The sequence below is a fragment of the uncultured Eudoraea sp. genome (assembly GCF_947258525.1).
GTDB lineage: Bacteria > Bacteroidota > Bacteroidia > Flavobacteriales > Flavobacteriaceae > Eudoraea.
On the sequence record NZ_CAMYIP010000079.1, the window covers coordinates 19,447 to 46,167 of the forward strand.

A 26,721-nucleotide genomic window follows, 5' to 3' on the forward strand; every position below is an offset into this window, starting at 1 on the left:
CAAAAAAACTACTCACAACACATCGAAATCCATAATCATAGATTGCCCATGCGGCGTGTTCTCTTGAAGAACCAGATCCAAAATTTTTCCCGCCAACCAGAATTTTACCACTATAGATTGGATTGTTCAGCACAAATTGTTCTTTTGGGGAATTGTCAGCATGATATCTCCAATCACGAAAAAGGTTATCACCAAAACCCTTTCGCTCGGTTGCTTTAAGAAACCTCGCGGGGATAATCTGATCCGTATCTACATTTTCAATTGGCAGCGGAACAGCTGAAGTGCTTAAAACTTTAAATTTATCGTATGCCATTAGTATTTATTTCCTTTAATTATTATTCTAAAAATTATGCCGTTTCAAAAACCATCAACTCCCTTGGGTCTGTTACCTTTCCTGTAACTGCTGCGGCTGCAGCAACCAAAGGACTGGCCAGGAGTGTTCTTGATCCGGGACCTTGCCTGCCTTCAAAATTTCTGTTAGACGTACTAACAGCATATTTACCTGCTGGAATTTTGTCGTCATTCATGGCCAGACAAGCAGAACAGCCAGGTTCTCTTAATTCAAAACCGGCCTCATTTAGAATATCCAGGAGACCTTCTTTTTTAATGGCGTCTTCAACTTTATGGGAACCCGGAACCAACCAGGCCGTAACATTATTAGCCTTTTGTCTTCCTTTGACCAAACTGGCAAAGGCCCTGAAATCTTCTATCCTGCCATTAGTGCAACTTCCAAGGAAAACGAAATCTATATCTTTCCCCAGCATATTATCACCTTCTTCAAAGTTCATATATTCAAGCGATTTCTTATAGGTAGAGGCACCGCCCTGAATAGCATCAGATTTAGGGATACCACCTGAAATTCCAATTCCCATTCCCGGATTAGTCCCATAAGTAATCATTGGTTCAATATCTTCACCATTGAATGTAACTTCATGATCAAAAACAGCGTCCTCATCTGTAAACAACGTTTCCCAATAAGTCATTGCCTTATCCCAGGCTGCGCCTTTTGGAGTAAACTCTCTATTTTTTATATAGTCAAATGTCTTCTCATCAGGGGCAATCATACCACCTCGTGCACCCATTTCAATACTGAGGTTACATACAGTCATGCGTCCTTCCATGGACATCTGTCTAAAGACATCCCCAGCGTATTCAACAAAATACCCGGTTGCGCCTGAAGTACTCAATTTAGATATGATATAGAGTGCGACATCTTTTGGCGTAACCGCATTATTTAGTTTTCCATTTATGGAAATACGCATGCTTTTTGGTTTCGGTTGCATAATGCACTGGCTGGCTAAAACCATTTCTACTTCAGATGTGCCAATACCAAATGCTATAGCACCAAAAGCACCGTGTGTTGAAGTATGTGAGTCACCACAAACAATAGTTGCGCCAGGTAATGTAATCCCATTTTCAGGTCCTATTACATGTACAATACCGTTTTTTTCATGGCCCAGACCCCAGTACGGAATTTGGTGTTGCTTTGCGTTTAGTTCCAAAGCCTTCAATTGGTTCGCGGATAAAGGATCTTTAACCGGCAGATGTTGGTTTATTGTAGGCGTATTATGATCTGCTGTTGCAAAAGTCCGCTCAGGATATAAAACTTTAATATTTCTATTTTTTAATCCCAAAAATGCCACCGGACTAGTTACCTCGTGAACAAGATGACGGTCAATAAAGAGCACATCAGGTCCATTCAAGACCTTTTTGACTACATGTGAGTCCCAAACTTTATCAAATAGTGTTTTTTTCATAAATATTTAAATAACTAAGGAATAGCTTTTTAGCACAGCCAACAAATGTATGAAATACAAACAAAATCGAGTAAAACAATGTACCTTTAAATTACGATGTTCAATGAGCTTACCACATATATAAAATATTGATAATCAATTATATAAATACATTATAACTACTTAATAGTTTTATGTTAATGGTGGGCAGCATACTAGTATTTTAGCCACAGGCAAAAAATTCAATAACATTTTTATGCAATTCTGGTTTAATATGGCCAGACATTGGTTTAACATTATTGTAACTATTACATGCAAATCCTATTCCTATCTTTAGTAAAACCTAACAACTTATTTCACAATTAAAAAACAAACTCATGAAAAAAAATTACAAAAAAGCTTCACTATTTTTACTAGTAGCCTTAATGTTCTTTAGCATTAATGGCAATGCCCAATTAGATTTACCGAGAGGTAGTCAAAAAGCGAAAGTTTCACAGCGAATAGGAATAACTGATATCTCTATTACTTATTCAAGACCTGCCGTAAAAGGCAGGGAGATATGGGGAAAGTTAGTGCCTTATGGTATGAACAATCTGGGATTTGGAACGGCCAAAGAATCCCCATGGCGAGCCGGCGCAAATGAAAACACCATAATTAAATTTACAGATGACGTTAAGATTGAAGGGCAACCATTGAGTGCCGGTAAGTACGGACTGCACATGATTCTTCATGATGACAAAAATGCAACTGTAATTTTTTCTAAAAACTATGAGGCCTGGGGCAGCTATTTTTACGAACCTAATGAAGATGCATTAAGGGTCGATGTTAATACGAAGGAGATTCCACATGTTGAAGAGCTAACTTATCTTTTTACTGAGGTTGGTGCTAATTCTACAATGGCTTCATTAAACTGGGAAAAGAAACAAATACCTTTTAAAATTGAAGTTGATGTTTCTGATATAGTCCTGGCAGATATACGTCATAAACTACAGAATACTCCTGGTTTTAACCGGCAAACCTGGGAGCAGGCGGCTAATTATTCATTTAATAATGGAGGAGATCTTGATGAGGCACTTGGCTGGATAAATGCTACTATAGAAGGAATGTTTTTTAGTCAAAAAACTTTCAACAACCTCAGTACAAAGGCTAGAATTCTAACAAAACAGGGAAAAACTTCGGAAGCAGATGCCGTTATGGATGAAGCCTTGGGTCTTGCAACAGTGCTAGAAGTTCATGGCTATGGAAGACAATTAATTGCCCGGGGAGAAAAAGAAAAAGCAATGGAGGTTTTTAAAATGAATGCAAAAAATAATAAAGGACAGTGGCCCGTTGATTACGGATTAGCAAGAGCTTATTCTGCGATGGGTAACTATAAAACCGCATTAAAGCATTTAAAAATTGCAGCTAATAGAGCCCCTGATCAGATAAATAAGGATGCCATCGCCTCTAATTTAACAAAGCTTGAAAAAGGCGAAGATATTAACTAAATAACTTTTTCCTTTGATATAATATTAGGAGCCGGATAAATTCCGGCTCTTAACTTATATAATTCCAGATATCCTTGTGCTTCATTAATTGGGCATAAGTATATCTGATTGGTTTATTTTCTTCTTTCTGTAATGCGGGATCATCATTAAGAATCTTAATTGCATAATACCTTGCGGTTTTTAAGATATCATTGTCTTTTACAATATCGGCTATTTTTAGATTCAGAATACCACTTTGCTGGGTTCCCATAAGATCACCGGGTCCGCGAAGTTTCAAGTCCACTTCTGCAATTTCAAATCCGTCATTTGTGCTTGTCATGGTTTCAAGCCTGGTTTTAGCGTCTGAAGATAGCTTGTGACCTGTCATAAGGATACAATAGCTTTGTTCAGCTCCTCGGCCCACACGTCCCCTTAATTGGTGTAATTGAGAAAGACCGAAGCGTTCTGCACTTTCTATAATCATAACAGAAGCATTAGGGATGTTTACCCCTACCTCAATTACTGTTGTGGCAACCATAATTTGTGTTTCTCCCTTAACAAAGCGTTCCATCTCATAATCCTTATCTTGTGGTTTCATCTTCCCATGCACTATTGATATCTGATAATGGGGTAGTGGAAAATCGCGTGCAATACTCTCATAGCCGTCCATTAAATCCTTGTAATCCAATGCCTCTGACTCCTGAATTAGCGGATATACAATATATACTTGTCTTCCCTTCTTTATTTCATCTCGCAAAAACTGAAACACTTTCAATCGGTTTTTGTCAAATCTGTGTACGGTCTTTACGGCTTTTCTTCCAGGAGGGAGCTCATCAATCACAGATATATCAAGATCTCCATAAAGGCTCATGGCCAGGGTTCTTGGAATTGGGGTAGCGGTCATCACTAAGATATGAGGAGGAACCTCGTTCTTGTGCCATAATTTAGATCTTTGTGCAACACCAAACCTATGTTGCTCATCAATTATTGCCAATCCAAGATTTTTAAATTGTACTTTATCCTCTAATACAGCATGTGTGCCAATAAGAAGATTAAGTGTACCATCTTCGAGGTGCTCATGAATATGCTTTCTCTCAGCCTTTTTAACAGATCCGGTAAGTAAGGCTACATTAATTCCAATAGTACCCAGCAATTCTTTAATGCTTTTATAATGCTGATTTGCCAATATTTCCGTAGGAGCCATTAAACACGCCTGATAACCGTTATCCAGCGCTATTAAGATAGCCATTAGGGCAACTACGGTTTTACCAGATCCAACATCCCCTTGCAAAAGGCGGTTCATTTGGGCTTTACTGCCCAGGTCTGCCCTTATTTCTTTAATGACTTTCTTTTGAGCGGTTGTAAGTTCAAAGGGTAAATGGTCTTTATAAAATGTGTTAAATAATTCACCTACACTTTTAAAGGGATAACCTTTTATTTTTTGTTTTCGAATTAATTTCTTTGAAATGAGCTGTAGCTGTACGAAAAACAACTCTTCAAATTTGAGCCGGAATTGTGCTTTGGATAATAATTTCAGATCCTTGGGAAAATGTATATTGAACATAGCTTCCTTTTTAGAAATCAACCTGAGTTCATCTCTTAAAGCCGGTGCAAGGGTTTCTCTGAACTCTCCCTTTGTTTCAATAAATAATTGCTGTATTAATTTACTGAGCACTCTGTTTGTAATACCCTTTGCACTGAGTTTTTCTGTAGAGGGATATATTGGTTGTAAAGACACCCTTATACCTTTTTCATGCTCGGTGAGCAATTCCATATCGGGGTGCGGCATGGAGAATCTGCCACTAAACCAATTCGTTCTTCCAAAAATGACATAGGGCGTATTCAGTTTGATATTTTCCCTAATCCATTTCTGTCCGCGGAACCAAACCAGTTCCATTTCCCCGGTGTTATCCATGAACTTAGCGACGAAACGGCTTCCTCTTTTTTGCTCTACAGTTTTAATATTGATGATTTTCCCAATAATTTGAACATCTGCATTACCTCTTTGTAACTCATTAATTTTATAATATCTTGTTTTATCAATATACCTGTTAGGAAAAAGATTAATCAAATCCTGATAAGTCACTATCCCTAACTCAGACTTGAGTATTTCTGACCTGTTTGGACCAACACCTTTTAAATAGGTTACCGGGGTTTGGAGATAGTTCGAATTCATAAAACGAAAATAACGGTTACGGAATAATACTGCAATACCGCAAATTGCTAAATTTGGATTGACAATTGTATATTAAACTTTATGAACCTTATTAATTCGCTTTTAGCAATTCTTTTTTCAGGTTTTTTGTTTAGTCAGCCTCAGCCTTCAGTAGATTTCTATAAAGCAGATATTGATATAATTCCCAATGCAGCGGATAAAAAAATAAATGGTAAGATAATCTATTGGTTTAATATTCTCAGTAAAACGGATTCTGTTTTTTTAGACGCAAAAAACATGAATTTCTCTGCTGTTTTAATAAATGGTAAAAAAGTTCGCCATAAGAATACAAAGGACAAGATAATTGTTTATAAGAAACTCAAGGCAAACAGAGCGTATGAATTAACGCTGGACTATTCGGCAATTCCAAAGCAAACAGTTTACTTTTTAGGATGGGAAGATTCAATTGCCGATAACAATCAAATTTGGACTCAGGGCCAGGGAAAATATACCAGTCATTGGCTTCCAAGTTTTGATGATATGAATGAGAAGGTTGAATTTGATCTCGAACTCACTTTTGATAAGGACTATGAAGTTATCGCAAATGGTAAATTAAAAAATACATTATTAAAAGATTCACTGAGAACCTCGATTTTTGATATGAAAAAGCCAATGAGCAGCTATCTTCTGGCTTTTGCGATTGGAACTTATAACTGTAAGAAAATTAAAAGTAAGAATGGAATTCCAATAGAGCTCTATTATTATCCCGGAGACAGCTTAAAAGTTGAACCAACTTACAGGTATACCAGTGAAATTTTTGATTTTCTTTCAGAAGAAATCGGGATAGATTATCCATGGCAAAATTACAAACAGATACCTGTTCGTGATTTTTTGTATGCCGGCATGGAGAATACGGGAACTACCATATTTTCTGATGGCTATGTAATAGATAGTGTAGCTTTTATAGATAAAAATTATGTAAATGTTAACGCCCATGAAATGGCACACCAGTGGTTTGGAAACCTGGTTACCGAAAAAGATGGGAATCATCACTGGCTCCATGAAGGTTTTGCAACATACTATGCTTTGCTTGCAGAAAAAAAACTGTTTGGCGAAGAGTACTTTTATTGGAAACTTTATAAATCTGCAAAACAACTTCAAGACCTATATAGGGAGGGGAAAGGTGAAGCGTTAACAGATCCAAAGGCGAGTAGTTTAACCTTTTATGAAAAAGGGGCCTGGGCTCTTCATATATTGAGAACAAAACTTGGGGACAAGGTTTTCAAAGCAGGTATAAGGTCCTATCTTAACAAATATCAGTATTCTAATGTCACTATATCTGATTTTATCTCAGAGATGCAACTGGTAAGCAAATCAGATTTGCGTGAATTTGAGCAAACTTGGCTGAGAGATGTAAAATTTCCATTTGAGAAAGCAAAGTTACTACTTGCTTCATCTTCCGCTGATTTGCAGGCCTTTTTTAATCTTCAAAGTGAATTAACATCAAGCAATGCAATGAATGAGCCAATTATTACTAAGGTATGGACTAGCAATACATCTTCAATGCTAAGAGAAAATATCATCTTTGACTATCATAAATCCTTATCTGAAAGTTTTAGCAGGAATGCATTTGATACAAAAGATTTGAAGACGAGGCAGGCTTTATGCATAACAACCGATAGAATTCCTTTGGGACTTAAAAAGCAATTTGAATCCTTATTAAAAGATAAAAGTTATCTTACAATTGAAAATGCACTTTACCGTTTGTGGATTTCCTTTCCTGAAGACAGAATGGCCTATTTGGAAAAAACTAAAGGTATCATTGGACTTCCTAATAAAAATGTTCGTTTATTATGGTTGTTATTGGCAGTATTGACAAAAGACTATTTAAATGACTCACAGAAGGCCGCATTTGCCAACGAATTATTCCGATATACTTCAATGGAAAATTCTATTGAGGTAAGGCAAAATGCATTTTCTTTGATTTCTGAAGTTTTTCCTTTTACGGATCAAAACCTGAAAGATTTGGTCAATGCCTCTGTTCATCATTCCTGGCAATTCAGAAATTTTGCCAGAAACCAGATAGAAAGGCTACTAAAAGACGAAAAACAAAAAGGGCGGATACATGAATTGTCAAAAGAACTAAAGGGAGAAGAATTGCGTTATATACAAAGTAAACTGAATGTGAGATGAGAGCTTTAGTAATATCAGGGGGTGGGAGCAAGGGCGCCTTTGCAGGAGGCGTTGCCCAATACCTGATGCAGGAATTGAATCATAATTACGATCTATATCTCGGTACATCAACCGGAAGCTTGCTAATTTCACATCTGGCACTACAAAAGATTCAAAAAATTAAAGAAGTTTATACCTCCGTAGATCAGGACAGCATCTTTAGTAATTGCCCTTTTGTGATTCAAAAAAAATATGGCGTGGCCAATATTGGCATAAACCATTGGAATGTGCTAAAGAACTTCTACAAAGGCAGCCGAACTTTTGGCGAGAGTCACAATTTATTGAAACTTATAAAAAACACACTCACACCTGAGGAATTTGAAATTCTTAAATCAGGTTCTAAGGATATCGTAGTTACAGTATCCAATCTCTCTTTAAATACCGTAGAATATAAGTCCATTAAGGATTTTGACTATGAAGATTTTTGTGAATGGATTTGGATTTCATGTAATTACACACCTTTTATGAGCCTGGTCCGAAAAGAGGGTTGCGAATATGCTGATGGGGGACTTGGCAGTATGGTACCTATTGAAGAGGCCATTATGAGAGGGGCAACGGAAGTAGATGCTATTATTTTACATACTGAAGTGACTCATTTTAACAGAATGCCCTCTAAGAATGCATTTTCGCTCCTTACCAGCATGTTTGCATTTATGTTAGATAGAATAGAACGCCAGAATATCCGAATTGGAAAGTTTGTTGCCAATAACAACAATGCAATAATCAATTTCTATTATACGCCAACCGTATTAACAACAAATTCATTAATCTTCGATAAAGAGAAAATGACCTCCTGGTGGGAAAAGGGTCATGAGTTTGCAAGAAGTAAAAATGTGGAGCTAAGTGCTTTTGAACCCGAACAGTAATTTATATTACTTCTAAAAATTTACCAAATTTCTCCAATTTCCTTTTTTACAAAGGCGAGTGCCGTTGCCGAAGGAGATTGTTTTTCCATAGTTTCATTTAGAATGTCTTCACGCAACTTATCAGCAGAGTCTGATTCAGACATGCCAGCTTTTCTTATAGATTGAATAGTCGCATTTTTAGCAGCCTTTATAATATTCCAACAATCATCGCTCATATAGATCTGTTGGGATAAATTGTGATCGAACTCATTTTCAATAGTTCGAATCAATAATTGCTCATATGCATTTTTATCAGCAGATTTGGGTGCTACCCTAACAACAAGACTTGGTATTGAGATACGTTCTAAGAACAGTGCCATACGTTCATAGGCCTGCAAGCGTATAGGCATGGCATTTTTTTGTGAATCTTTGTGAAGTAAAAATCTTCTTCTACCTTCCTCGTTCCTGGTATGTAATCTAAAAAAATAAAAAGCCACGGCTCCGGTAACCACCGCAGGTAACAAAAATGCGAAAAGCTGAAAAATATCGTCCCCAGTCATGTTTTGGTAATTTAGTTTGGTTTATGGATGTAGAACGTAAGAATATTCAAAAAATTATAGCTCTTATTTTTCTCTTTAAGAAAGTAGCACTGTAATACTATTTGAGCATATTTTCTTTCATTTCTTCATATTTTGTCTCAACCTAAGGTAGAATAAATTGAAGTTGGGGTGAAGCTTGATATACAATGATTTAACCATATCGGTTTTTCTTGAAACTACGATTCTCTCTGCTTTTACATCAGTAGTATTTCCAATTATTGCAGCTACAGGAGCAGCCTGTGAATATACATTTTCCCAACTGTTTGCATCATCTGTATGGAATTCAAGGGTTACAGCCATCTCAGGATTTACTTTAATTACACCGGCTATCTTGTTCAGCATATCGGTAGCTGCTCCTTCAAGTATAACACCATTGGGAGTAGCACCAAACAAAGTAGAATTATCCATGATTACGGTGACAGCACCACTTTCAACTTTAATATTAGCGTTCTCACCCAGCGTTTGCTTAAAATTAGTAAGGACAAGTAGTGAAATGGAATCATTGCTGGTCAGAGTCTCATTAATAAATTTCAACTCTCCTTCTTTCTTTCTCAGCGCCTCCATGACACCGCTAAGCTTGTCCTGTCTTTGACTAGCTTGCCCGGTAAAGCTATTTAGGTTTTCTAATAATATAGCATTGTTTTCTTCCAGTCCTTTTAACTGACTTTCAAAGGAATCTGCTCTGGCCTGGCTTATTTTTTCATTTTTTTTAGATTCTAAAAGTTCGGCTTTTAAACCTTCCAATTCCGCATTCAAGCTGTTAACCTGTGCGATGAGCTCTTTCTTCTTCTGAGCTTGCAAAGTACTTCCCAGCAAAAGCAAAAAGAGTATTGATAAAGTAATTCTATTCATGGGTGTTATCGATTAATTAAAAAACAGGAATATTTACCTTTATTTAAATGAAAGACAAAAATAGGTTATTTATACGTTTACCAATTTACCTCGGTCAACTAATTCTATATAATATTTAACCAAATTCAATTCAATCATCCATATTCAGGTAATCAAGGCTCATTTCAGCAAGTGTTTTTACACCCAAAATCAATCCGCTGTCATCAATTATAAAATCTGGTGTATGATGCGGGAATGACTCAGTAGTACCAGCTGTCATCCCACCTAAAAAAAAGAAAAACCCGGGGACTTGTTCTTGAAAATAAGAAAAGTCTTCGGCGCCTGTAATAGCTTTTTGAATTTGAACATTTTCCATTCCACCAACGCGTTGCATGGTAGGTAACATTTTAACCACCAGATCCGGATCATTATTAGTTATGGCAGTCATTGTTTGAATGTCTATGGTAGCATCACCGCCATAGGCTTTCGCTATTGTAGGTACCATTTCCTCCATTCTTTGATTGATCATTTTTTGCATGTCATAATCCAGGGTACGGATTGTACCTATAAGTTCGGCACTTTCCGGAATAATATTAAAACGAACCCCGCTCTTAATTTTGCCTACTGAAATTACAGCCGCTTCATTAGTAAGATCAGATTCCCTGCTTATGATTGTCTGTAATCCATCAATTATTTTGGCACTTATAAGAATGGGATCAACACCTAACCACGGCTGTGAACCATGACTTTGCTTTCCTTTTACATTGATTACAAAACGCTGTGCAGCAGCCATAGCGCCCCCTGATTTATAGCGAATGACACCTACCGGGATTTCAGATTTTATGTGTAATCCGAAAATTGCATCTACATCCGGAGCTTTTAACACACCTTCCTTAACCATCATAATTGCACCGCCTTCTTCCCCGGGAGGAGCTCCTTCCTCTGCGGGTTGAAAAATAAACTTTACCGTTCCCTTTATCTTGTCTTTATTTTTGGATAAAACCTCTGCCACGCCCATTAAAATAGCTGTGTGTGTATCATGTCCGCAGGCATGCATAACTCCAACCTGCTCTCCGAGAAATTCGGCTGTAACTGTAGATTTAAATGCTAGATCATTACGCTCAGTCACCGGTAAGGCATCAATATCTGCCCTTAAGGCCACAACCTTACCTGGCTGATCTCCTTTCAGAATACCAACAACACCGGTATGAGCTACTCCGGTTTGCACAGCTATACCTAATGATTTTAAATGTGCAGCTATCTTTTCAGCAGTCTTGAATTCCCGATTGGACAATTCCGGGTTTTGATGTATTTCTCTTCTCCACTTAACAACCTTTCCTTCAATAAGCTCATAATCATTAGATAAATCTGTTCCCTGAGCCAGAACTATTGTTCCGACAAGAAGAAAAAATATTGTAATTAACTTTTTCATAGTATCAAAATTTTATTAGTTGAAAACCATCATCCTGAAGCTGAATTAATGCCGTCATAGCAGATAAAGCCAGCTCAACACCATCAATGGTCTCAGAAATAGGAATATTGCGTGAAATTGAGGACTGACCACAAAATATAACCTCAGTGCCAGCATCCAAAAGATTTTGTAATAGCTCTTCATTGGGATTGTCAGTGTTGTACCGACTTCTATATTCAGAATTTTTCAGAAGGTCTTTTGAAGCTTTGTTGTGAACTACGAGGGCAACTTTGAGATTTGAATGAGGCACCCCACTCTGAGCGTGCATATTTAGAAAGCGAGCTGCAGTTTCAATACTTCTGTTTAATTTATCTGGTGATTCTGAAGTATTCATAACATCAAAAACCACCTTGTACTCTTTTGCAGGATTTGTTTTGAAATCGGGATTCTTTATTCGCCAAACTTCCCCATACCCCGTAATAATAGGTCCGGATTCTTTTATTTGAGATAGCAGTGGCGAAAATCCTAAATGAAGGATAGTGAAGAGACTAAAAAAAATAATTCTTAACATATGGTTCAATAGAATTTCTAAATATATTCAAATTGTCTAAAATAAGAAGTCAAAGTTCATAAATAATGATACGTCACTTTTTCATGAGGTTAATTATGGCTAAATTCACATCATAAAATACTATTGGATTGAAGACTTTTCTTGATGAATTAAATGATGCTCAAAAAGGCCCTGTTTTACACAAGGAGGGACCCTTAATGGTTATTGCGGGTGCAGGCTCAGGTAAAACCAGGGTTCTTACCTATAGAATTGCTCATTTAATGAGGCAGGGTGTTGATCCTTTTAATATTCTGGCGCTTACATTTACAAACAAGGCTGCCAGGGAAATGAAAAAGCGAATTGCAAGTATTGTTGGGGGCTCTGAGGCCAAGAATTTATGGATGGGCACATTTCACTCCATTTTTGCACGTTTGCTTCGGTTTGATGGCGATAAATTGGGCTACCCAAGTAACTACACCATTTATGATACGCAAGATTCACAGCGTTTAATTTCATCTATAATTAAAGAGATGGGATTAGATAAGGATATTTATAAATACAAACAGATTCAAAATCGTATTTCATCCTATAAAAACAGTTTGATTACCGTAAAGGCCTATTTCCAGAATCCTGAATTAATTGAGGCGGATGCCATGGCTAAGAGGCCCAGGTTGGGAGATATATACCAAAACTATGTGGACCGTTGTTTTAAAGCGGGCGCAATGGATTTTGATGATTTACTTTTACGAACTAATGAATTATTGAGCCGATTTCCGGAAGTTTTAATGAAATATCAGGAGCGATTCCGATATATCCTGGTAGATGAGTATCAGGATACAAACCACTCGCAGTATTTGATTGTTAAAGCCCTGGCCGATCGGTTTCAAAATATTTGTGTTGTTGGTGATGATGCCCAGAGCATTTACTCTTTCAGAGGCGCAAACATCACAAATATCCTAAACTTTCAGAGAGATTATGACGATGTTGCAGTTTATAGGTTAGAGCAAAATTATCGGTCAACCAAGAATATAGTCAATGCTGCAAATTCTATTATTGCAAACAATAAGAATCAACTGGAAAAAGTAGTATGGACGGCAAATGATGAGGGCACAAAAATAAAACTTCACAGAAGCATCACTGATGCTGAGGAAGGAAGATATGTGGCAGGTTCAATTTTTGAAAACAAAATGCAAAACCAGCGTTTAAATAGCGATTTTGCAGTACTCTATCGAACAAACTCACAATCGCGTGGCATAGAGGATGCATTACGTAAAAGAGATATTCCGTACAGGATTTATGGGGGTCTTTCCTTTTATCAACGAAAAGAAATCAAGGACTTGTTATCATACCTTAGGCTTGTAATCAATCCAAAGGATGAAGAAGCTTTAAAAAGAGTTATAAATTTCCCCACACGCGGAATTGGGCAAACTACAGTAGATAGGCTTACAGTTGCGGCAAACCATTACTCAAAATCCATATTTGAAGTAATGGAGAATTTAGATAAAATTGATCTAAAAATAAACGCAGGCACTAAAAGAAAACTCGAAGATTTTACGAATATGATTAAGAGTTTTCAAATAATGAATGAGAGTGCAGATGCTTTTACTTTGGCCGAGCATGTGGCCAGAAAAACAGGGATACTCCTGGAGTTCAAGAAAGATGGTACCCCGGAAGGGATTGCCCGAATGGAGAATATTGAAGAACTATTAAATGGTATCAAAGACTTTGTGGAAGGACAAAAGGAACTGGCAGATGCAAAAGGAGATTTAACTGAGTTTCTGGAGGATGTAGCACTGGCCACAGATTTGGATAAAGACACGGGTGATGATGATCGGGTAGCCTTAATGACCATTCACCTTGCCAAAGGTTTGGAGTTTCCTTTTGTTTATATAGTGGGGATGGAAGAGGATCTTTTCCCATCTGCAATGAGCATGAATACAAGAAGTGAATTGGAAGAGGAACGCAGGTTATTTTATGTTGCTTTAACCCGAGCTGAGGAGCAGGCTTATTTAACCTACACGCAAAACAGATATCGTTGGGGTAAATTAATTGATGCCGAACCCAGTCGTTTCATTGAAGAAATTGAGGATAGATTTATAGAGAACCTTACTCCAGTAGATACTTATCAATATAAGCCCTTAATCAATACCGATATTTTTGGAGATATTGACAAGTCGAAACTTCGAAAGAAGAAACCGGAAAATGGTGTCCCGCCCGGGATTAGAAAACCTAACGAAAATCAATTAAGAAGACTAAGAAAACTTAAACCAGAATTAGCCAAACCTATCGGAAATAGTAATCCTATTGATCCAAATCTATCAGAAGGCGCTTTGGTAAATCATACACGTTTTGGCCGTGGCAAAGTATTGCGAATTGAAGGAGCAGGCAACGACAAGAAGGCAGAAATAAAATTTGAAAAAGGAGATGTAAAAAAGTTGCTACTTCGATTTGCAAAACTTGAAATAATTGATGATTAGTTAAGGCACATTTATTTATCACTTTGAAGGGAGGATTTGTCCAATCGAAGATATAATTGCCATGGCATAATTATTTCATATTATATTTGGATTGTATATTAAATTAATTTGCGCAATGTATAAGAAGATCATAATCATATTTTTGGTGTTACTAATAGGATGCAGTAAGAGTAGTCCGCAAGAAGCAGATCAGGGAGAGGTATCCGGACCTATAGATATTGGTGACGTACAGGATGTTAATGCACCTGACTATTGGGATAAGGCAGTTTTGGTTTGGCAGGACGAATTTGATGGTGATTCGTTATCCGAAGAGAATTGGGTTTCCGAGACGGGGGCCACTGGTTGGGGCAATAATGAACTTCAGAATTATACTGAAGACGAAAATGTGCTGGTAAGCGACGGAACCCTAAAAATAATAGCAAAGAAAATAGAATTGGGCCCTGGAACTGTTGGTTATACTTCTGCAAGATTAAACAGTACCTCCAGCTTTAAATATGGCAGAATGGAGATTAGGGCAAAAATACCAGATCATATAGGCAATGGTTTATGGCCGGCACTATGGATGCTGGGTTCAAACATTCAAACAGCGGGATGGCCGGCATGTGGTGAAATAGATATCATGGAGTACGTAAGTTTTGAGCCCAATCGAGTTCATTTTTCCATTCACAGTGTTGCCAACAATCACAAAGATGGAACCCAGGTAACTTCCGGTCCGGTTTTATTGGAAACTATAGAAGAAGAATTTCATAATTATGGAATTCTATGGACAGACAAATACCTTAAATTTTACATAGACGATATAGACAATATTAAACTTCTATTTCCTCGCCCAGCTGTTACAAATGCAGAGAATTGGCCTTTTTCAGGATCATTCTACTTTTTAATGAACATTGCTGTTGGAGGTGATTGGGGAGGATTAGAAGGTGTTGATAATAACATTTTTCCGGCAATTATGGAGGTCGATTATGTAAGGGTTTATCAGGTTAAATAAAAATCCCATTTGTTATCTGCAAAGAATAATTATGATTCCTCCAAATATTCAATAAGAAAATGGCCGAATTCATTAAGATTTATGAGCAGAATCCTAATCCAAAAGAAATAGACAAGGTTGTATCTATCCTGCAAAAAGGGGGATTAATTATATACCCAACAGATACAGTTTATGGCCTGGGTTGCGATATTACCAATACAAAGGCCATGGAAAAAATTGCCCGAATAAAGGGAATTAAACTCGAAAAGGCTTACTGGTCATTTGTTTGTGCAGATCTCAGCAATCTTTCAGATTACGTCCGGCAACTAGACACACCTACATTTAAGATTCTTAAAAGAGCCCTTCCCGGGCCTTACACTTTTGTGTTACCAGGGAGTAGTAAATTACCTAAGGTATTTAAGAAAAGAAAGACTGTAGGAATAAGGGTTCCGGATAATAATATTGCAAGGGCTCTTGTAAAAGGCCTGGGCAATCCCATTATATCTACGTCTATTAGAGATGAAGATGAGCTGTTGGAATATACTACAGACCCTGAATTGATCTTTGAAAAATGGCATAATTTGGTAGATGTAGTTGTTGACGGGGGGTATGGAGGCAATTTGGGCTCCACAGTTATAGATCTGTCGGGAGATGAACCAGAAGTACTTCGGACGGGGAAAGGAGATCCGGATATTGTATAATAAAAAAACCGCGGTTATTGACCGCGGTTTTTTTAAGATTATTCAAAGATTAGTCGTTAATGGCAGGATCTTTCATGCCTTCTTCGATCATGCTATAGAACTGATCAAGTTTGGGAAGAACAACGATTCTCGTCCTTCTGTTCTTAGCCTTATTAGTTGGAGAAAGTGGAATATACTCTGATCTACCTGCAGCCGTCATTCTCTTCGGATCTACACCATAATCGTTCTGTAATACACGCACAACGGCAGTTGATCTTTTAACACTCAAATCCCAGTTGTCTAACAGAATACCTTTTCTGTAAGGAACATCATCAGTATGTCCTTCTACCATAAATTCAAAGTCAGGTTTGTTGTTAACAACCTTAGCAACTTTGCCTAAGACTTCTTTAGCTCTTGAAGTAAGATTATAACTTCCACTGCTGAATAATAATTTGTCAGATATTGAAACAAAAACTACACCCTTCTCAACACTGATTTCTATATCTTCATCATCCAGATTTCCAAGTACTCCTTTTAAACTTTGAACCAATGCCAGATTAACAGAATCTCTCCTGGTAATGGCGTTCTGCAGCTTACGTATAGTAAGATCTTTTTCCTGAAGGCTTTCCAAAGACTTCTCAAGGTTTTCTGCACCCTTTGTTGTCAGGGTTGTTAAGTTACCCATATTGTTAATTAGCTCCTGATTGTTTGCTTTCAGAAATGCATTTTGATCTTCTAAAGTTTGTAATCTTGCATCTGCAGTTGCCTTTTCTTCAAGACAAGAGTTCAATTTAACTGTTGCAGAGTTTAACAGATCCTGTGTTTCTTTTTGTTTGGTTTCTAGTTCTGCATATTTCTTTTGCGATACGCAAGAGGATAAAAGAACCGCCATTCCTAAAAAGCCTAGAATAAGTTTTTTCATAATAATGTTTATATAAATTAATTATTTGTTTGTTTAAATCATCTATCACCTAATACAAGGTAAAATTATAACATTTGCTTTCCTTTAATTTTCAAAATTAGTTAATCTTTTACTAAAATGTTAAAATTCCTTATATGATCTACGAAATAGGACCATACTATGGATTTTGTTACGTAGTACATTATGATAAAATTGGCTTTTTCCCTTTTCCTGTACATTTTACCAAAATGCCTGTAATAACTTAAATGGGCCCTTATTACTGCCAGACAGTGAGCAGGTTTAAGCTGTAAAATAAATCGAATAGCCGCAATGCCGTCCAAAAGAAGACGCACAAAAATTATGGGAAATGCTTTTTTGCGGGGAAGATTTTTAGTTATTGAGTAAAGAGAGTTTCTAAAATTTAAATAGGTTTTTTTTGGGTTCATATTACTAAGTGTTGAACCTCCCAGATGGTAAACATGAGATGCTCCAACATAGTAAATCTTTAGTCCTTTATTTTGAGCCCGCCAACATAGATCAACCTCTTCCTGATGAGCAAAATAATCCTCATCAAATCCGCCCAGGCTATGGAATACTTCACTTTTAATGAACATACAGGCACCTGTTGCCCAGAAAATTTCTCTGGTATCATCATACTGTCCTTCGTCTTTCTCAATGGCCTGAAAAATACGACCCCTGCAGAATGGGTATCCAAACTGATCTAAAAATCCACCGCAAGCTCCGGCATATTCAAAGTATTCCTTGCGTAATAGGTCAAGAATTTTAGGCTGAATTATGGAAGCCTCGGGAAGCTTTAGAAATGCTTCTTTTATGGGTTCCAACCAACCGGGTGTAACTTGCACATCTGAATTTAAAAGACAATAAATATCCGCATCAACATTTTTTAAAGCATCGTTGTAGCCTTTTGCAAATCCATAATTAGAACTATTTTGAAGCAATTTTACGTTGGGAAAGTTCTCCTGTACAAAAGCCACAGAACCGTCCGTAGAGGCGTTATCAGCTACATATATGTCTGCGTCACCGGAATATTTCACCACAAGCGGCAAGTATCTCTCCAGGAGGGCTTCTCCATTCCAATTAAGTATTACGATTGCAAATTTCAAAACGGTAGCAAATTAACGGCTAAATTCAGGAATTTGCCTTAAAAAATAATATTTTTCTTGCTCATAGTTCATTTTGCAATAGAAATGATCCAAACCATTGGTCACCATAAGGTATTCTGCCTGCATTTTTAAATTATAACGTGCAATCTGATCAAAAACAGCTTGTGAGATTGTGATATTCGGTGATTTGCATTCAACCAAAATGTGGATGCTGCCATCGGTGTTGAAAACTACTATATCATATCTTTTTCTCAAACCATTTAATGACAAGGTTTTCTCAACATTAATTAAAGAGACCGGATATTTCTTATCTGTATTAAGAAAATGAATTACATGCTGTCGAACCCATTCTTCGGGCTGCAGGCTTACAAACTTTTTGCGTATAATATCAAAAATCTGCTGCTTATTTTCGCTACTTTTGAATCTGAACCGGTAGCGAGGAAAGTTGAGAGATAACATAAAACAAATTTGGTAATTTTTTTTGGATGGAAGAAGTAAAGCAAATTGTAAATAACATCCGAAGCAGTATCATATGCCCTATATATTTTTTAATGGGTGATGAGCCTTATTATATTGATAAAATAGCTCAGTTTATCAGTGATAATGTTTTAACTGAGGAAGAGAAAGGGTTTAATCAAATGGTGTTATATGGTAAGGAAACATCATTGGATCAGGTTTTGGCGAATGCCAAGAGATATCCCATGATGGCAGAAAGACAAGTTGTTATTGTGAAAGAGGCACAGCATTTAGCAAGAAATATTGAAGATTTATACTCTTATGCCGAAAACCCCCAAACTTCAACGGTACTGGTATTTTGTTATAAATATAAAAAGCTGGACAAACGAAAAAAGTTGCATAAAACTCTTCTTGCCAATGGAAGTGTAGTTTTCGAAAGCAAAAAACTATATGAAAATCAGGTTTCAGATTGGATAAGACTAACATTGAAACATAAGGGCTATGCGATTTCCCACAAAGCTGCAATTTTGTTAGTGGAGTACCTGGGAACCGACCTTAGCAGGATTAATAATGAACTGGAAAAATTACAATTGGTACTTCCGGATAAAACCGAAATTGATCCCGATCTCATTGAAAAACACATAGGAATAAGCAAGGACTATAATAATTTTGAATTAAAAAAAGCCATCGGAGAAAGAAATGTTGTAAAAGCAACCAGGATAATCAATTATTTTGCTCAAAATCCTAAGGATAATCCCTTTGTTGTTACTGTCAGTCTCCTGCATAATTTTTTCACACAGCTGCTACAGTATCATGGATTATCGGACCATTCTCCCAAAAATGTATCTTCCGCCCTGCGAATTAATCCTTATTTTGTTGGTGAGTTTCAGACTGCTTCCAGAAACTATCCAATGAAGAGGGTTAGCAGTATTATTTCATATTTAAGAGAACTGGACTTAAAAGGAAAAGGGGTAGGTGCTTATAATATTTCTCAGGCTGATCTTCTAAAAGAATTACTTGTAAAAATAATTTAGATAAATTATTTTTTGTCTATGCTGTAGCGCCCGGGTCCAAGTAGCATTATAACAACAAAAATGACTAAATACATAAGTGCGAGTTCTTTTTTGCCAAAGGGATCTGCACTATGAACGATAAAGGCTGCGACGGCCATAACAATTACAATAGGCAAGGAAGCCCAACGAGTTTTGAAACCAATAATAACAAGAATTGGACAGATGAATTCCCCAATTGTTGCAAGAAAGAGAGAAGGAGTAGGGCCTATGCCTATTGGGTCTGCAAATTGAAAATCTCCACCTAATAGTTTCTGTAATTTAGGAATGCCATGAGACAACAGAAAAGCAGAAGGCAGAATCCGAAGTACTGCCAAACCAATATCACTTTTTAGCTTTTTAGTCATTCATTTTAAGATTGGAGACTCTAAAATAAGCTTTTTTTTCTAACTTATGCCCATCTGGTTTAGATAGTTCAAATTTTTCCAGATTCCGTTAATTATTAATTAACAGTTAAATTTAGAAAAAGTGATTCCCGGAAGTCTATTTTTCTGAAACTCTTTTATAACGATATCTATTTCGTAAAGTCTTTTGTTCAGTATTCAGATAATCCACTTTTTTTTCTACTGTGTATTCATTTTCACTTATGTTATAAGTTTTATAGATCACTGCAAGTTTATTGTTGTCCTTACCACGATATCTTGTTACCAGCTTCATAGTTCCCATTTCCAGCTTTTTTTCAATAATCTCTTCATTATCTAAATATGTTCCGTTTTTCTTTATTTTGATACTTTCTCTGGAATTTGCTTTAGGTTCATCCGGATATTGAATATTCGTCAGGATCTTATTTCCTTCAATCAAAATTTGCATTTTACTCCTTAGTGTTACTTCTTTTCCATCTCCATAATTAATATACATGAGGCTGCCTGACCATTGGGTATTATTCAGGTTTTCAAAATCAGAAATAGTAACTCTAGGTTGTCCGAAAGAGGACGAGGTTACTAAAAGGCAGAGAACTAAAAAGGATAGAGTTTTCATGATCGCCAGAGTATTGGTCAATGGGTCTTAATTAAAAAATTTCAATTTTAGAGAATTAGAGATCTATAAATTCGAGTCCAAAATGATAAATGAGGTTATCTTTTAGCGGAGTTTAGGATATTCGATAGGATTAGCCTCATGCATTATATCATATACCCTTTCATATATATCCTCTTCATTTGGTTTAGAAAAATAGTCTCCATCTGAAGCATACGCTGGTCTGTGAGCTTTTGCTGTTAGGGTTTGAGGGGTACTGTCCAGATATTTATATGCCCCCTGACGCTCTATAATATCCTGCATCAGATAAGCCGCACATCCTCCTGGGACATCTTCATCGATGATCAAGAGTCTGTTGGTTTTTTTAATACTTGCTAAGACAGAATTACTAAGGTCAAAAGGGAGCAATGACTGTGCATCAATTACTTCCGAATCAATTCCTACTTCTTTTAATTCCTGCGCTACGTTTTGAACAATTCGCAGTGTAGAACCGTAAGACAAAAGTGTTATATCCGTACCTTCTTTAACAATTTCAACCTCTCCAATGGGAGTGGAAATTTCGCCCAGGTTACTCGGTTTGTCTTCCTTAAGCCTATACCCATTTAAACTTTCAATGATAAGCGCAGGTTCATCACTCTTCATAAGCGTATTGTAAAAACCAGCTGCTTTGGTCATATTCCTTGGAGTCAGGATATAGATTCCTCTTAGTAAGTGAATAATGCCACCCATTTGTGAGCCGGAGTGCCAAATACCTTCTAAACGATGGCCACGGGTTCTAATAATCAGAGGCGCTTTTTGTTTACCAACCGTACGATAAAGTAATGTTGCCAGGTCATCGCTAAGAGTTTGCAGGCCATATAAAAGATAATCCAGATATTGAATTTCTGCAATCGGTCGCAGGCCCCTAAGAGCAAGGCCAATTCCTTGACCTATGATAGTTGCTTCTCTGATACCTGTGTCTGCAACCCGCAATTCTCCATATTTTTTCTGAAGACCCTCCAACCCCTGATTTACATCGCCAATGGCACCGCTATCTTCTCCAAAAACTAGTGCTTGTGGGTATTTGCCAAAAAGCTTATCAAAATTATCTCTGAGAATAATCCGTCCATCTACCTTTTCGGGCTTCTCATCGTATATAGGTTTTATTTCTTCAATGTTTATAGCCTTGTTGGGTAATTCACTATAGAGGTGAGAGCTGAATTTGATTTGAGAGTCCTCAAGGAAATTTTCAATCCATTTTAGCAAGTTATCTTTATCAATAGAATTTTCTCCAATCAAATAACGAAGTGCCTTTCTTGAATTTTTGGCCAAATCCCTTTTTAGAGGTTCTTCTACGGCGATAAGGTCATTTTTTATTTTATTTATAAATGCCCTGTTAGGACTATTTACAGCTACTTTGTTCAACAGTTCTATTAATTCTTTTTTAGCCTCCCGATGAGGAGATAAAAATTCTATCCAGGCCTCTTTTTTTGCGTTCCTTACCTCCTTTTTAATAGCTAATTCTATAGCTTGCAAAGATTCATTGTCTATGATTTTGTTTTCAAGTATCCATTCCCTGAATCGTTTATTGCAGTCATTTTCTTTTTCCCATTTCAATCTATCCGCGCTCTTATACCTTTCCTGCGATCCCGAGGTTGAATGCCCCTGCGGTTGCGTTAGTTCAGTTACATGGATTAATACAGGTATATGTTCATCCCTTGCCAGTTCTGAGGCATTCTCATAGGTATGAATTAATGCGGTATAATCCCAGCCTTTTACCTTCAGAAGCTCAAAACCATTATTGTTTTCATCTCTTTGAAATCCTTTGAGTATTTCGGATATATCTTCTTTAGTAGTTTGAAATTTAGCAGGTACTGAAATTCCATATTGATCATCCCATACACTAATGATCATAGGTACTTGTAAAACTCCTGCTGCGTTAAATGTTTCAAAAAAATGCCCTTCAGAAGTACTGGCATTGCCAATGGTTCCCCACGCAACTTCGTTACCATTTTTAGAAAATTTTTCGCTATCAATTCCCTTTACATTGCGGTAGATCTTAGAAGCCTGTGCTAAACCAAGAAGTCTTGGCATTTGGCCCGCTGTAGGGGATATATCAGGACTACTATTTTTTTGAGCAGTGAGGTCTTTCCATGAACCGTCTTCATTAAGGCTATAAGACCCAAAATGGCCACCCATTTGCCTTCCGGCACTCATAGGCTCTTTTTCTATATCTGTTGTAGCATACAGGCCATGAAAGAAGTCTTTAGCGCTAAGTTGCCCCAAGGCCATCATGAAGGTTTGGTCTCTGTAGTAACCGCTTCTAAAATCACCATTTCTAAAAGATCTGGCCATTGCTAATTGTGGTAATTCTTTACCATCTCCAAAAATTCCGAATTTGGCTTTGCCTGTAAGAACTTCCCTTCTTCCTAAAAGACTACACTCGCGGCTGGTGATTGCTATTTCATAATCTTTTAAAATCTGTGCCCTAAAATCTTCAAAAGAAATATCGTCGCTGGTTTGTAATTTTAAACTCATTAGGGAAAGATTTGCAGCAAAAATAGGAAAACAGGATGATTTTTACAATCAAAAAAATTGGTTTTTTGTTAACAAATAAATAAAAAATACACAAAAATATAGGATGTAATTATAAATAATTTAAAAAAAAGGAAAATATCTAAGAATAGTATAATTCCTAAAACCACTTTCTGGTGAAAAGACCTATTAAAGTTTTAGGGCTAAGTGTAATCACAAATCGAATTCTTTCAGCATAGTTTGGTTGTGCAATTTCCCAACCATTACTGGAATACACAGGAAAATATAATTCAAAATAGTCTGTAAGTAAATTAAGACGAATACCAGAGTCGTATACAAATCTTGCAGGTAGACCTCTATTTTTTATAAATCCGATATCACCATACAATTCTACCCATCTCCAAATATTTACACTAGAATTCGTCGTCGCGATCCAGTCGTTTGCAAAAGGGTTCTCCAACCTTGATTTAAAACCACCCTCGGCAATAATTAGCTGTTGACTCCATATGCCCGAGTCCTCAGATCTGCCCAGATAATTATAGTCAAATAAATAATCTGTAGGTCGGTCCAGCGCAAAGCTAAAGTAATCTCCGGTTGTGTTGTTTCTCAAAAATTTACCGGCAAAAAAGCGAAAGTTGAATTGGGTATTGTTTACGAATAGTTTACGGTATTCCAGATTAAAAGCTAGTTTGGAAAAGTCCACCGAATACTGGGCATCTAAAAACCATTTAAAATAATCTATTATGCCATTATTTGAATTCGTGAATCTTGCATTGAGGACGCTATAATCCGGGTCAGTTTCTATATCGAGACTCGGGTCTATATTTCTAAAGACGTTGACGTATCTGAGTGTGAGTTGTTTTCGTTTATTGGATATGAGGTCTGCAGGACGCCAGCCCAATCTAATGGTTGGGGTAAATGTGCTGTAACGCGAATTTGTCTGAAAATGAGATGACGATCCTCTTAGTTCATAATTAGTGACATAGAAACCACTTTTACCGTGATAATGGCGATAATTAAGCCTGCCATAGCCTACAAAAGTTTTTTCCCTGATTGCGTAGGATGGTGCAACATCAAATATAAAGGGTCGCTCTAAAAGGGTTTTGTTTGTAAATCTGATACCCGGACTTAAACCATCATAGATGTTAAAGTTTAGGATGGGCATATAAAAAATTTGATTGTAATAGGGGTCTTCAGTGTCTTTGAAGAATTGAAATTTCAATTTTTTATTGCTAATAAAAAAGCCTTTCAGTGTTTTCCAGTTATCTCTCTGATTAAATTCCGGGATAGTCTGGTCATAATTTAGCACCAGTCTTTTTTCAAAGTTACGAGGTATAGTAAAAGTTTCTTCAGTTTTAATCCCGGTAAACCAATATTTGGAAACGACCTCATCGTTTCTAAGTCCAAATAAGGATATTGGAACTTCGGTTCCCGTTTTGTTCTTAAGGGTTACATATAGAGAATCCTTGGTTTTAATTACATTGGAAATCTTATAATCAATGCGGTCATCTGTCTCAACATAGGTCCTAAAAAACCAATCAATGTCCTTCTCCGAATTTTCTTTTAAAATTCGCTCAAAGTCTGATGGTTTAACAAGACTTAATTTATATTGTTCATAAAACTCTTTAATAGCAGTATCAATACTCTCAACGCTGGTATAATCTGCAAGATATGCCAGTCCCAGGCCAGCTTTGTATGTATTGGCTATTTTCTGATTAAATTTTATCAGGGAATCATTTGGAGTTGTCAGACCCTGATCAAGATTTTTTCTTGCTGTGAACATGTAAAGAAAAGGGTATTGCTCATTGTAATCCATTTGGGCCATATGAAATCCTTTGATAAGCCAACCCTTTGATAATTTTCCTAATAGTTTTTGATCCGGATAAAACTCCTCTACAAACTTTATCATTAAATAATTGATAACAGCATCACTTACCCATTTTTCTTTGCGGGGATTAAGAAATATTGATTCTTTTATGTAATTGTTCAGGGCAGTTTTCAAAAATGACATTTCAAACTGAAATTGTTTCTCATAGGGGCGTATAAAAGATGGCAGTTGATTTAATCCATAAATTGGGTTTTTATTAAAATCTACCTCACTTACAAGCAGTTGCTCATATGGAAAGTCTCCCAGATTTTCGTGAATAAACCGAGATATTCGATGAATAGAAACACCCTGTGAAATTTCATCAAATTTGGTTCTCCTGAGATCTGTAACCACTAATAGCTCGGGAGTGACATGTTTTGTGAACTTTTTTTGTGCATTCAGAATAATATAGCAACTCTTTCTATTAACACCTTCCAGAGTAGCTACCTGTTTTCCGGGATAGCTTGTTATGTCTACTTCCTTGAAATTAGTCCCCAAAAACAAAGAATCAGGATAACTGAAAATAATATTGCTATCCGTATTTCCCGTATGAAGGTCTTCAAGATTTTTGTTTGAATACAACTGCCATTCCCCACTATAAACAGCCGGCGTGAGATACCAATCTTTCAAATAATACCCGCCAGTAATGTTATAACCAAATGAAGTATATCTATTTGGAGGTAGTTTGACAGAATACGTAAAAAATAATTTAGCGGAGGCACCGGGAGCCAAAGGGGCATTTAATTCAACTTTAATTATGTCAAAACTTGAAGTCCTATTCCACGAGGTAGCCCTGTATTCATCATCGACTATACTGAAAATTAAAGTCCTCCCGCGATCTTTTTCTTTAGCCAGGTGGAGACTTTTTTTAAACTCTTCTGCGAAACGCTTGGCAAGGGCAGTGCTCTTATCGGAATAAGCATTTGCCCAATCATTAAAATAAAGGACTTTCAGGGTATCTTTTGAATTATTGATATATTCAAATTCCTGTTGAATATTTATTTCATTGGATTCTGATTCTAAAGAGGCTTTAATACTGTTATTATGCTGCGCATAAATACCACTAATGCCAATAAAATAAAGCATAGCAGTAATTAATTGTAAACTTTGAATGCGCTTTAGAAACATATATGAATTAGAAATTTGGGCTCAATGTATGGCCTTTATAGAAGGCATCAATAATTTCTACAACTTCTTCCTCTGTATCAACAAGGCTTATTAAATCGAGGTCTGTCTCACTAATATTACCTTCATTTAGCATAGTATCTTTTATCCAGTTTATCAAACCTTTCCAAAAGGATTTTCCGACAAGAATAATTGGAAATTTACCGATTTTATTCGTCTGAATAAGGGTAAGGGCTTCGAAGAGTTCATCAAGTGTACCGAAACCTCCAGGTAAAACCACAAACGCCTGTGAATACTTTACAAACATTACCTTGCGGACAAAGAAGTAATCAAAATCCAGGCTCTTATCATCATCGATATAGGGGTTGTCATTTTGTTCAAAAGGAAGTTCAATATTCAATCCCACTGAGGTTCCTCCGGCCAAATGCGCTCCTTTATTACCAGCTTCCATAATGCCCGGACCCCCTCCTGTGATAATACCATATCCGGCTTCAGAGACCTTTTTAGCTACATTGACTGTCAGTTTGTAATAATTAGCATTTTCTCTGGTTCTGGCTGAACCAAAAATTGTAACACAAGGGCCAATTTCACTCATTTTTTCAAATCCATTTACAAATTCACCCATTATTTTAAAAATGGCCCATGAGTCATTGGTTTTTATTTCATTCCATCCTTTATGGTGCTTTTCTTTCCTCATATTCTTTTTTTTACTTACAAGTACAGTTGTATTGTAATAT

General features: G+C 36.7%; 21 protein-coding genes and 1 pseudogene (1 of these 22 only partly in view). 7 read left to right on the forward strand and 15 right to left on the reverse strand.

From position 1 onward, the window contains the following. A pseudogene (gene leuD, locus Q0X89_RS06180) lies at positions 1-313 on the reverse strand (3-isopropylmalate dehydratase small subunit) (it extends 290 nt beyond the left edge of the window). A gap of 34 nt (positions 314-347) precedes the next feature. After that, positions 348-1,757 (reverse strand): 3-isopropylmalate dehydratase large subunit, encoded by a 1,410-nt coding sequence (gene leuC / locus Q0X89_RS06185; RefSeq protein WP_297692205.1) that lies wholly within the window; start codon positions 1,755-1,757, stop codon positions 348-350. 356 nt (positions 1,758-2,113) lie between these two features. On the opposite strand from leuC, the gene Q0X89_RS06190 reads away from it, so the two are divergent. Next, on the forward strand, positions 2,114-3,223 hold the full coding sequence (locus Q0X89_RS06190; protein WP_297692207.1) for a DUF2911 domain-containing protein: 1,110 nt from the start codon (positions 2,114-2,116) through the stop codon (positions 3,221-3,223). A gap of 49 nt (positions 3,224-3,272) precedes the next feature. On the opposite strand, the gene recG is transcribed toward Q0X89_RS06190, so the two are convergent. Continuing rightward, entirely contained in the window at positions 3,273-5,378 is a 2,106-nt protein-coding gene (gene recG, locus Q0X89_RS06195) for an ATP-dependent DNA helicase RecG (RefSeq protein WP_297692209.1), read from the reverse strand. 81 nt (positions 5,379-5,459) lie between these two features. Between recG and Q0X89_RS06200 the strand changes: the two genes are divergently transcribed. Together Q0X89_RS06200 and Q0X89_RS06205 are read left to right on the forward strand one after the other, a co-directional pair. Further along, positions 5,460-7,550 carry a M1 family metallopeptidase gene (locus tag Q0X89_RS06200; RefSeq protein ID WP_297692211.1) on the forward strand — a complete coding sequence of 697 codons (2,091 nt, stop codon included), beginning with the start codon at positions 5,460-5,462 and terminating at the stop codon, positions 7,548-7,550. Next, positions 7,547-8,455 (forward strand): patatin-like phospholipase family protein, encoded by a 909-nt coding sequence (locus tag Q0X89_RS06205; protein ID WP_297692213.1) that lies wholly within the window; start codon positions 7,547-7,549, stop codon positions 8,453-8,455. Before Q0X89_RS06200 ends, Q0X89_RS06205 begins: the two co-directional genes overlap by 4 nt. Positions 8,456-8,475: 20 nt before the next feature. Here Q0X89_RS06205 and Q0X89_RS06210 read toward each other — a convergent pair whose 3' ends face one another. The 4 genes from Q0X89_RS06210 to Q0X89_RS06225 all read right to left on the reverse strand — a co-directional run bounded on the left by Q0X89_RS06210 (position 8,476) and on the right by Q0X89_RS06225 (position 11,846). After that, positions 8,476-8,994: a hypothetical protein gene (locus Q0X89_RS06210; RefSeq protein ID WP_297692215.1), complete on the reverse strand. Its 519-nt coding sequence runs from the start codon at positions 8,992-8,994 to the stop codon at positions 8,476-8,478. Between the two features lie 117 nt (positions 8,995-9,111). Beyond that, positions 9,112-9,885, reverse strand: coding sequence for a hypothetical protein (locus Q0X89_RS06215; RefSeq protein WP_297692216.1), 774 nt, complete (start codon positions 9,883-9,885; stop codon positions 9,112-9,114). 130 nt (positions 9,886-10,015) lie between these two features. Next, positions 10,016-11,296 (reverse strand): amidohydrolase, encoded by a 1,281-nt coding sequence (locus Q0X89_RS06220; RefSeq protein ID WP_297692218.1) that lies wholly within the window; start codon positions 11,294-11,296, stop codon positions 10,016-10,018. 4 nt (positions 11,297-11,300) lie between these two features. Then, the gene (locus Q0X89_RS06225) at positions 11,301-11,846 is read right to left on the reverse strand and encodes a DsrE family protein (RefSeq protein WP_297692220.1); all 546 of its coding nucleotides are present in this window, start codon (positions 11,844-11,846) and stop codon (positions 11,301-11,303) included. A gap of 128 nt (positions 11,847-11,974) precedes the next feature. On the opposite strand from Q0X89_RS06225, the gene Q0X89_RS06230 reads away from it, so the two are divergent. From Q0X89_RS06230 to Q0X89_RS06240, 3 genes are all read left to right on the forward strand, one after another. Next, positions 11,975-14,302: an ATP-dependent helicase gene (locus Q0X89_RS06230; protein ID WP_297692222.1), complete on the forward strand. Its 2,328-nt coding sequence runs from the start codon at positions 11,975-11,977 to the stop codon at positions 14,300-14,302. 115 nt (positions 14,303-14,417) lie between these two features. After that, positions 14,418-15,293 (forward strand): glycoside hydrolase family 16 protein, encoded by an 876-nt coding sequence (locus Q0X89_RS06235; protein WP_297692224.1) that lies wholly within the window; start codon positions 14,418-14,420, stop codon positions 15,291-15,293. A 59-nt stretch (positions 15,294-15,352) separates the two neighbouring features. After that, positions 15,353-15,973 (forward strand): L-threonylcarbamoyladenylate synthase, encoded by a 621-nt coding sequence (locus Q0X89_RS06240; RefSeq protein ID WP_297692226.1) that lies wholly within the window; start codon positions 15,353-15,355, stop codon positions 15,971-15,973. 49 nt (positions 15,974-16,022) lie between these two features. On the opposite strand, the gene Q0X89_RS06245 is transcribed toward Q0X89_RS06240, so the two are convergent. The 3 genes from Q0X89_RS06245 to Q0X89_RS06255 all read right to left on the reverse strand — a co-directional run bounded on the left by Q0X89_RS06245 (position 16,023) and on the right by Q0X89_RS06255 (position 18,436). After that, positions 16,023-16,874: an OmpA family protein gene (locus Q0X89_RS06245; protein WP_297692228.1), complete on the reverse strand. Its 852-nt coding sequence runs from the start codon at positions 16,872-16,874 to the stop codon at positions 16,023-16,025. A gap of 101 nt (positions 16,875-16,975) precedes the next feature. Then, positions 16,976-17,977 (reverse strand): glycosyltransferase, encoded by a 1,002-nt coding sequence (locus tag Q0X89_RS06250; protein WP_297692230.1) that lies wholly within the window; start codon positions 17,975-17,977, stop codon positions 16,976-16,978. A gap of 12 nt (positions 17,978-17,989) precedes the next feature. After that, positions 17,990-18,436, reverse strand: coding sequence for a type I restriction enzyme HsdR N-terminal domain-containing protein (locus Q0X89_RS06255; protein ID WP_297692232.1), 447 nt, complete (start codon positions 18,434-18,436; stop codon positions 17,990-17,992). 26 nt (positions 18,437-18,462) lie between these two features. Between Q0X89_RS06255 and holA the strand changes: the two genes are divergently transcribed. Next, positions 18,463-19,467, forward strand: coding sequence for a DNA polymerase III subunit delta (gene holA / locus Q0X89_RS06260; RefSeq protein WP_297692234.1), 1,005 nt, complete (start codon positions 18,463-18,465; stop codon positions 19,465-19,467). A gap of 5 nt (positions 19,468-19,472) precedes the next feature. Here the strand turns inward: holA and Q0X89_RS06265 are convergent, their stop codons facing one another. From Q0X89_RS06265 to Q0X89_RS06285, 5 genes are all read right to left on the reverse strand, one after another. Next, on the reverse strand, positions 19,473-19,850 hold the full coding sequence (locus Q0X89_RS06265; protein WP_297692237.1) for a DoxX family protein: 378 nt from the start codon (positions 19,848-19,850) through the stop codon (positions 19,473-19,475). 136 nt (positions 19,851-19,986) lie between these two features. Then, positions 19,987-20,481: a hypothetical protein gene (locus tag Q0X89_RS06270; protein ID WP_297692239.1), complete on the reverse strand. Its 495-nt coding sequence runs from the start codon at positions 20,479-20,481 to the stop codon at positions 19,987-19,989. Between the two features lie 102 nt (positions 20,482-20,583). Next, positions 20,584-22,995 (reverse strand): thiamine pyrophosphate-dependent enzyme, encoded by a 2,412-nt coding sequence (locus tag Q0X89_RS06275; protein WP_297692241.1) that lies wholly within the window; start codon positions 22,993-22,995, stop codon positions 20,584-20,586. A 157-nt stretch (positions 22,996-23,152) separates the two neighbouring features. Next, positions 23,153-25,987 carry a metalloprotease gene (locus Q0X89_RS06280; protein WP_297692244.1) on the reverse strand — a complete coding sequence of 945 codons (2,835 nt, stop codon included), beginning with the start codon at positions 25,985-25,987 and terminating at the stop codon, positions 23,153-23,155. Positions 25,988-25,994: 7 nt separating this feature from the next. After that, positions 25,995-26,681: a TIGR00730 family Rossman fold protein gene (locus tag Q0X89_RS06285; protein ID WP_297692246.1), complete on the reverse strand. Its 687-nt coding sequence runs from the start codon at positions 26,679-26,681 to the stop codon at positions 25,995-25,997. Positions 26,682-26,721: the final 40 nt, after the last annotated feature.

Bases quoted from the DNA above. Each gene is read 5' to 3' on its own strand.
- Q0X89_RS06215 (WP_297692216.1), bottom strand. From the start codon at position 9,885: ATGAATAGAATTACTTTATCAATACTCTTTTTGCTTTTGCTGGGAAGT.
- Q0X89_RS06255 (WP_297692232.1), bottom strand. From the start codon at position 18,436: ATGTTATCTCTCAACTTTCCTCGCTACCGGTTCAGATTCAAAAGTAGC.
- Q0X89_RS06220 (WP_297692218.1), bottom strand. From the start codon at position 11,296: ATGAAAAAGTTAATTACAATATTTTTTCTTCTTGTCGGAACAATAGTT.
- Q0X89_RS06205 (WP_297692213.1), top strand. From the start codon at position 7,547: ATGAGAGCTTTAGTAATATCAGGGGGTGGGAGCAAGGGCGCCTTTGCA.
- leuC (WP_297692205.1), bottom strand. From the start codon at position 1,757: ATGAAAAAAACACTATTTGATAAAGTTTGGGACTCACATGTAGTCAAA.
- Q0X89_RS06240 (WP_297692226.1), top strand. From the start codon at position 15,353: ATGGCCGAATTCATTAAGATTTATGAGCAGAATCCTAATCCAAAAGAA.
- Q0X89_RS06210 (WP_297692215.1), bottom strand. From the start codon at position 8,994: ATGACTGGGGACGATATTTTTCAGCTTTTCGCATTTTTGTTACCTGCG.
- Q0X89_RS06190 (WP_297692207.1), top strand. From the start codon at position 2,114: ATGAAAAAAAATTACAAAAAAGCTTCACTATTTTTACTAGTAGCCTTA.
- Q0X89_RS06200 (WP_297692211.1), top strand. From the start codon at position 5,460: ATGAACCTTATTAATTCGCTTTTAGCAATTCTTTTTTCAGGTTTTTTG.
- Q0X89_RS06270 (WP_297692239.1), bottom strand. From the start codon at position 20,481: ATGAAAACTCTATCCTTTTTAGTTCTCTGCCTTTTAGTAACCTCGTCC.
- Q0X89_RS06245 (WP_297692228.1), bottom strand. From the start codon at position 16,874: ATGAAAAAACTTATTCTAGGCTTTTTAGGAATGGCGGTTCTTTTATCC.
- Q0X89_RS06285 (WP_297692246.1), bottom strand. From the start codon at position 26,681: ATGAGGAAAGAAAAGCACCATAAAGGATGGAATGAAATAAAAACCAAT.
- Q0X89_RS06225 (WP_297692220.1), bottom strand. From the start codon at position 11,846: ATGTTAAGAATTATTTTTTTTAGTCTCTTCACTATCCTTCATTTAGGA.
- Q0X89_RS06265 (WP_297692237.1), bottom strand. From the start codon at position 19,850: ATGACTAAAAAGCTAAAAAGTGATATTGGTTTGGCAGTACTTCGGATT.
- recG (WP_297692209.1), bottom strand. From the start codon at position 5,378: ATGAATTCGAACTATCTCCAAACCCCGGTAACCTATTTAAAAGGTGTT.
- holA (WP_297692234.1), top strand. From the start codon at position 18,463: ATGGAAGAAGTAAAGCAAATTGTAAATAACATCCGAAGCAGTATCATA.
- Q0X89_RS06280 (WP_297692244.1), bottom strand. From the start codon at position 25,987: ATGTTTCTAAAGCGCATTCAAAGTTTACAATTAATTACTGCTATGCTT.
- Q0X89_RS06235 (WP_297692224.1), top strand. From the start codon at position 14,418: ATGTATAAGAAGATCATAATCATATTTTTGGTGTTACTAATAGGATGC.
- Q0X89_RS06275 (WP_297692241.1), bottom strand. From the start codon at position 22,995: ATGAGTTTAAAATTACAAACCAGCGACGATATTTCTTTTGAAGATTTT.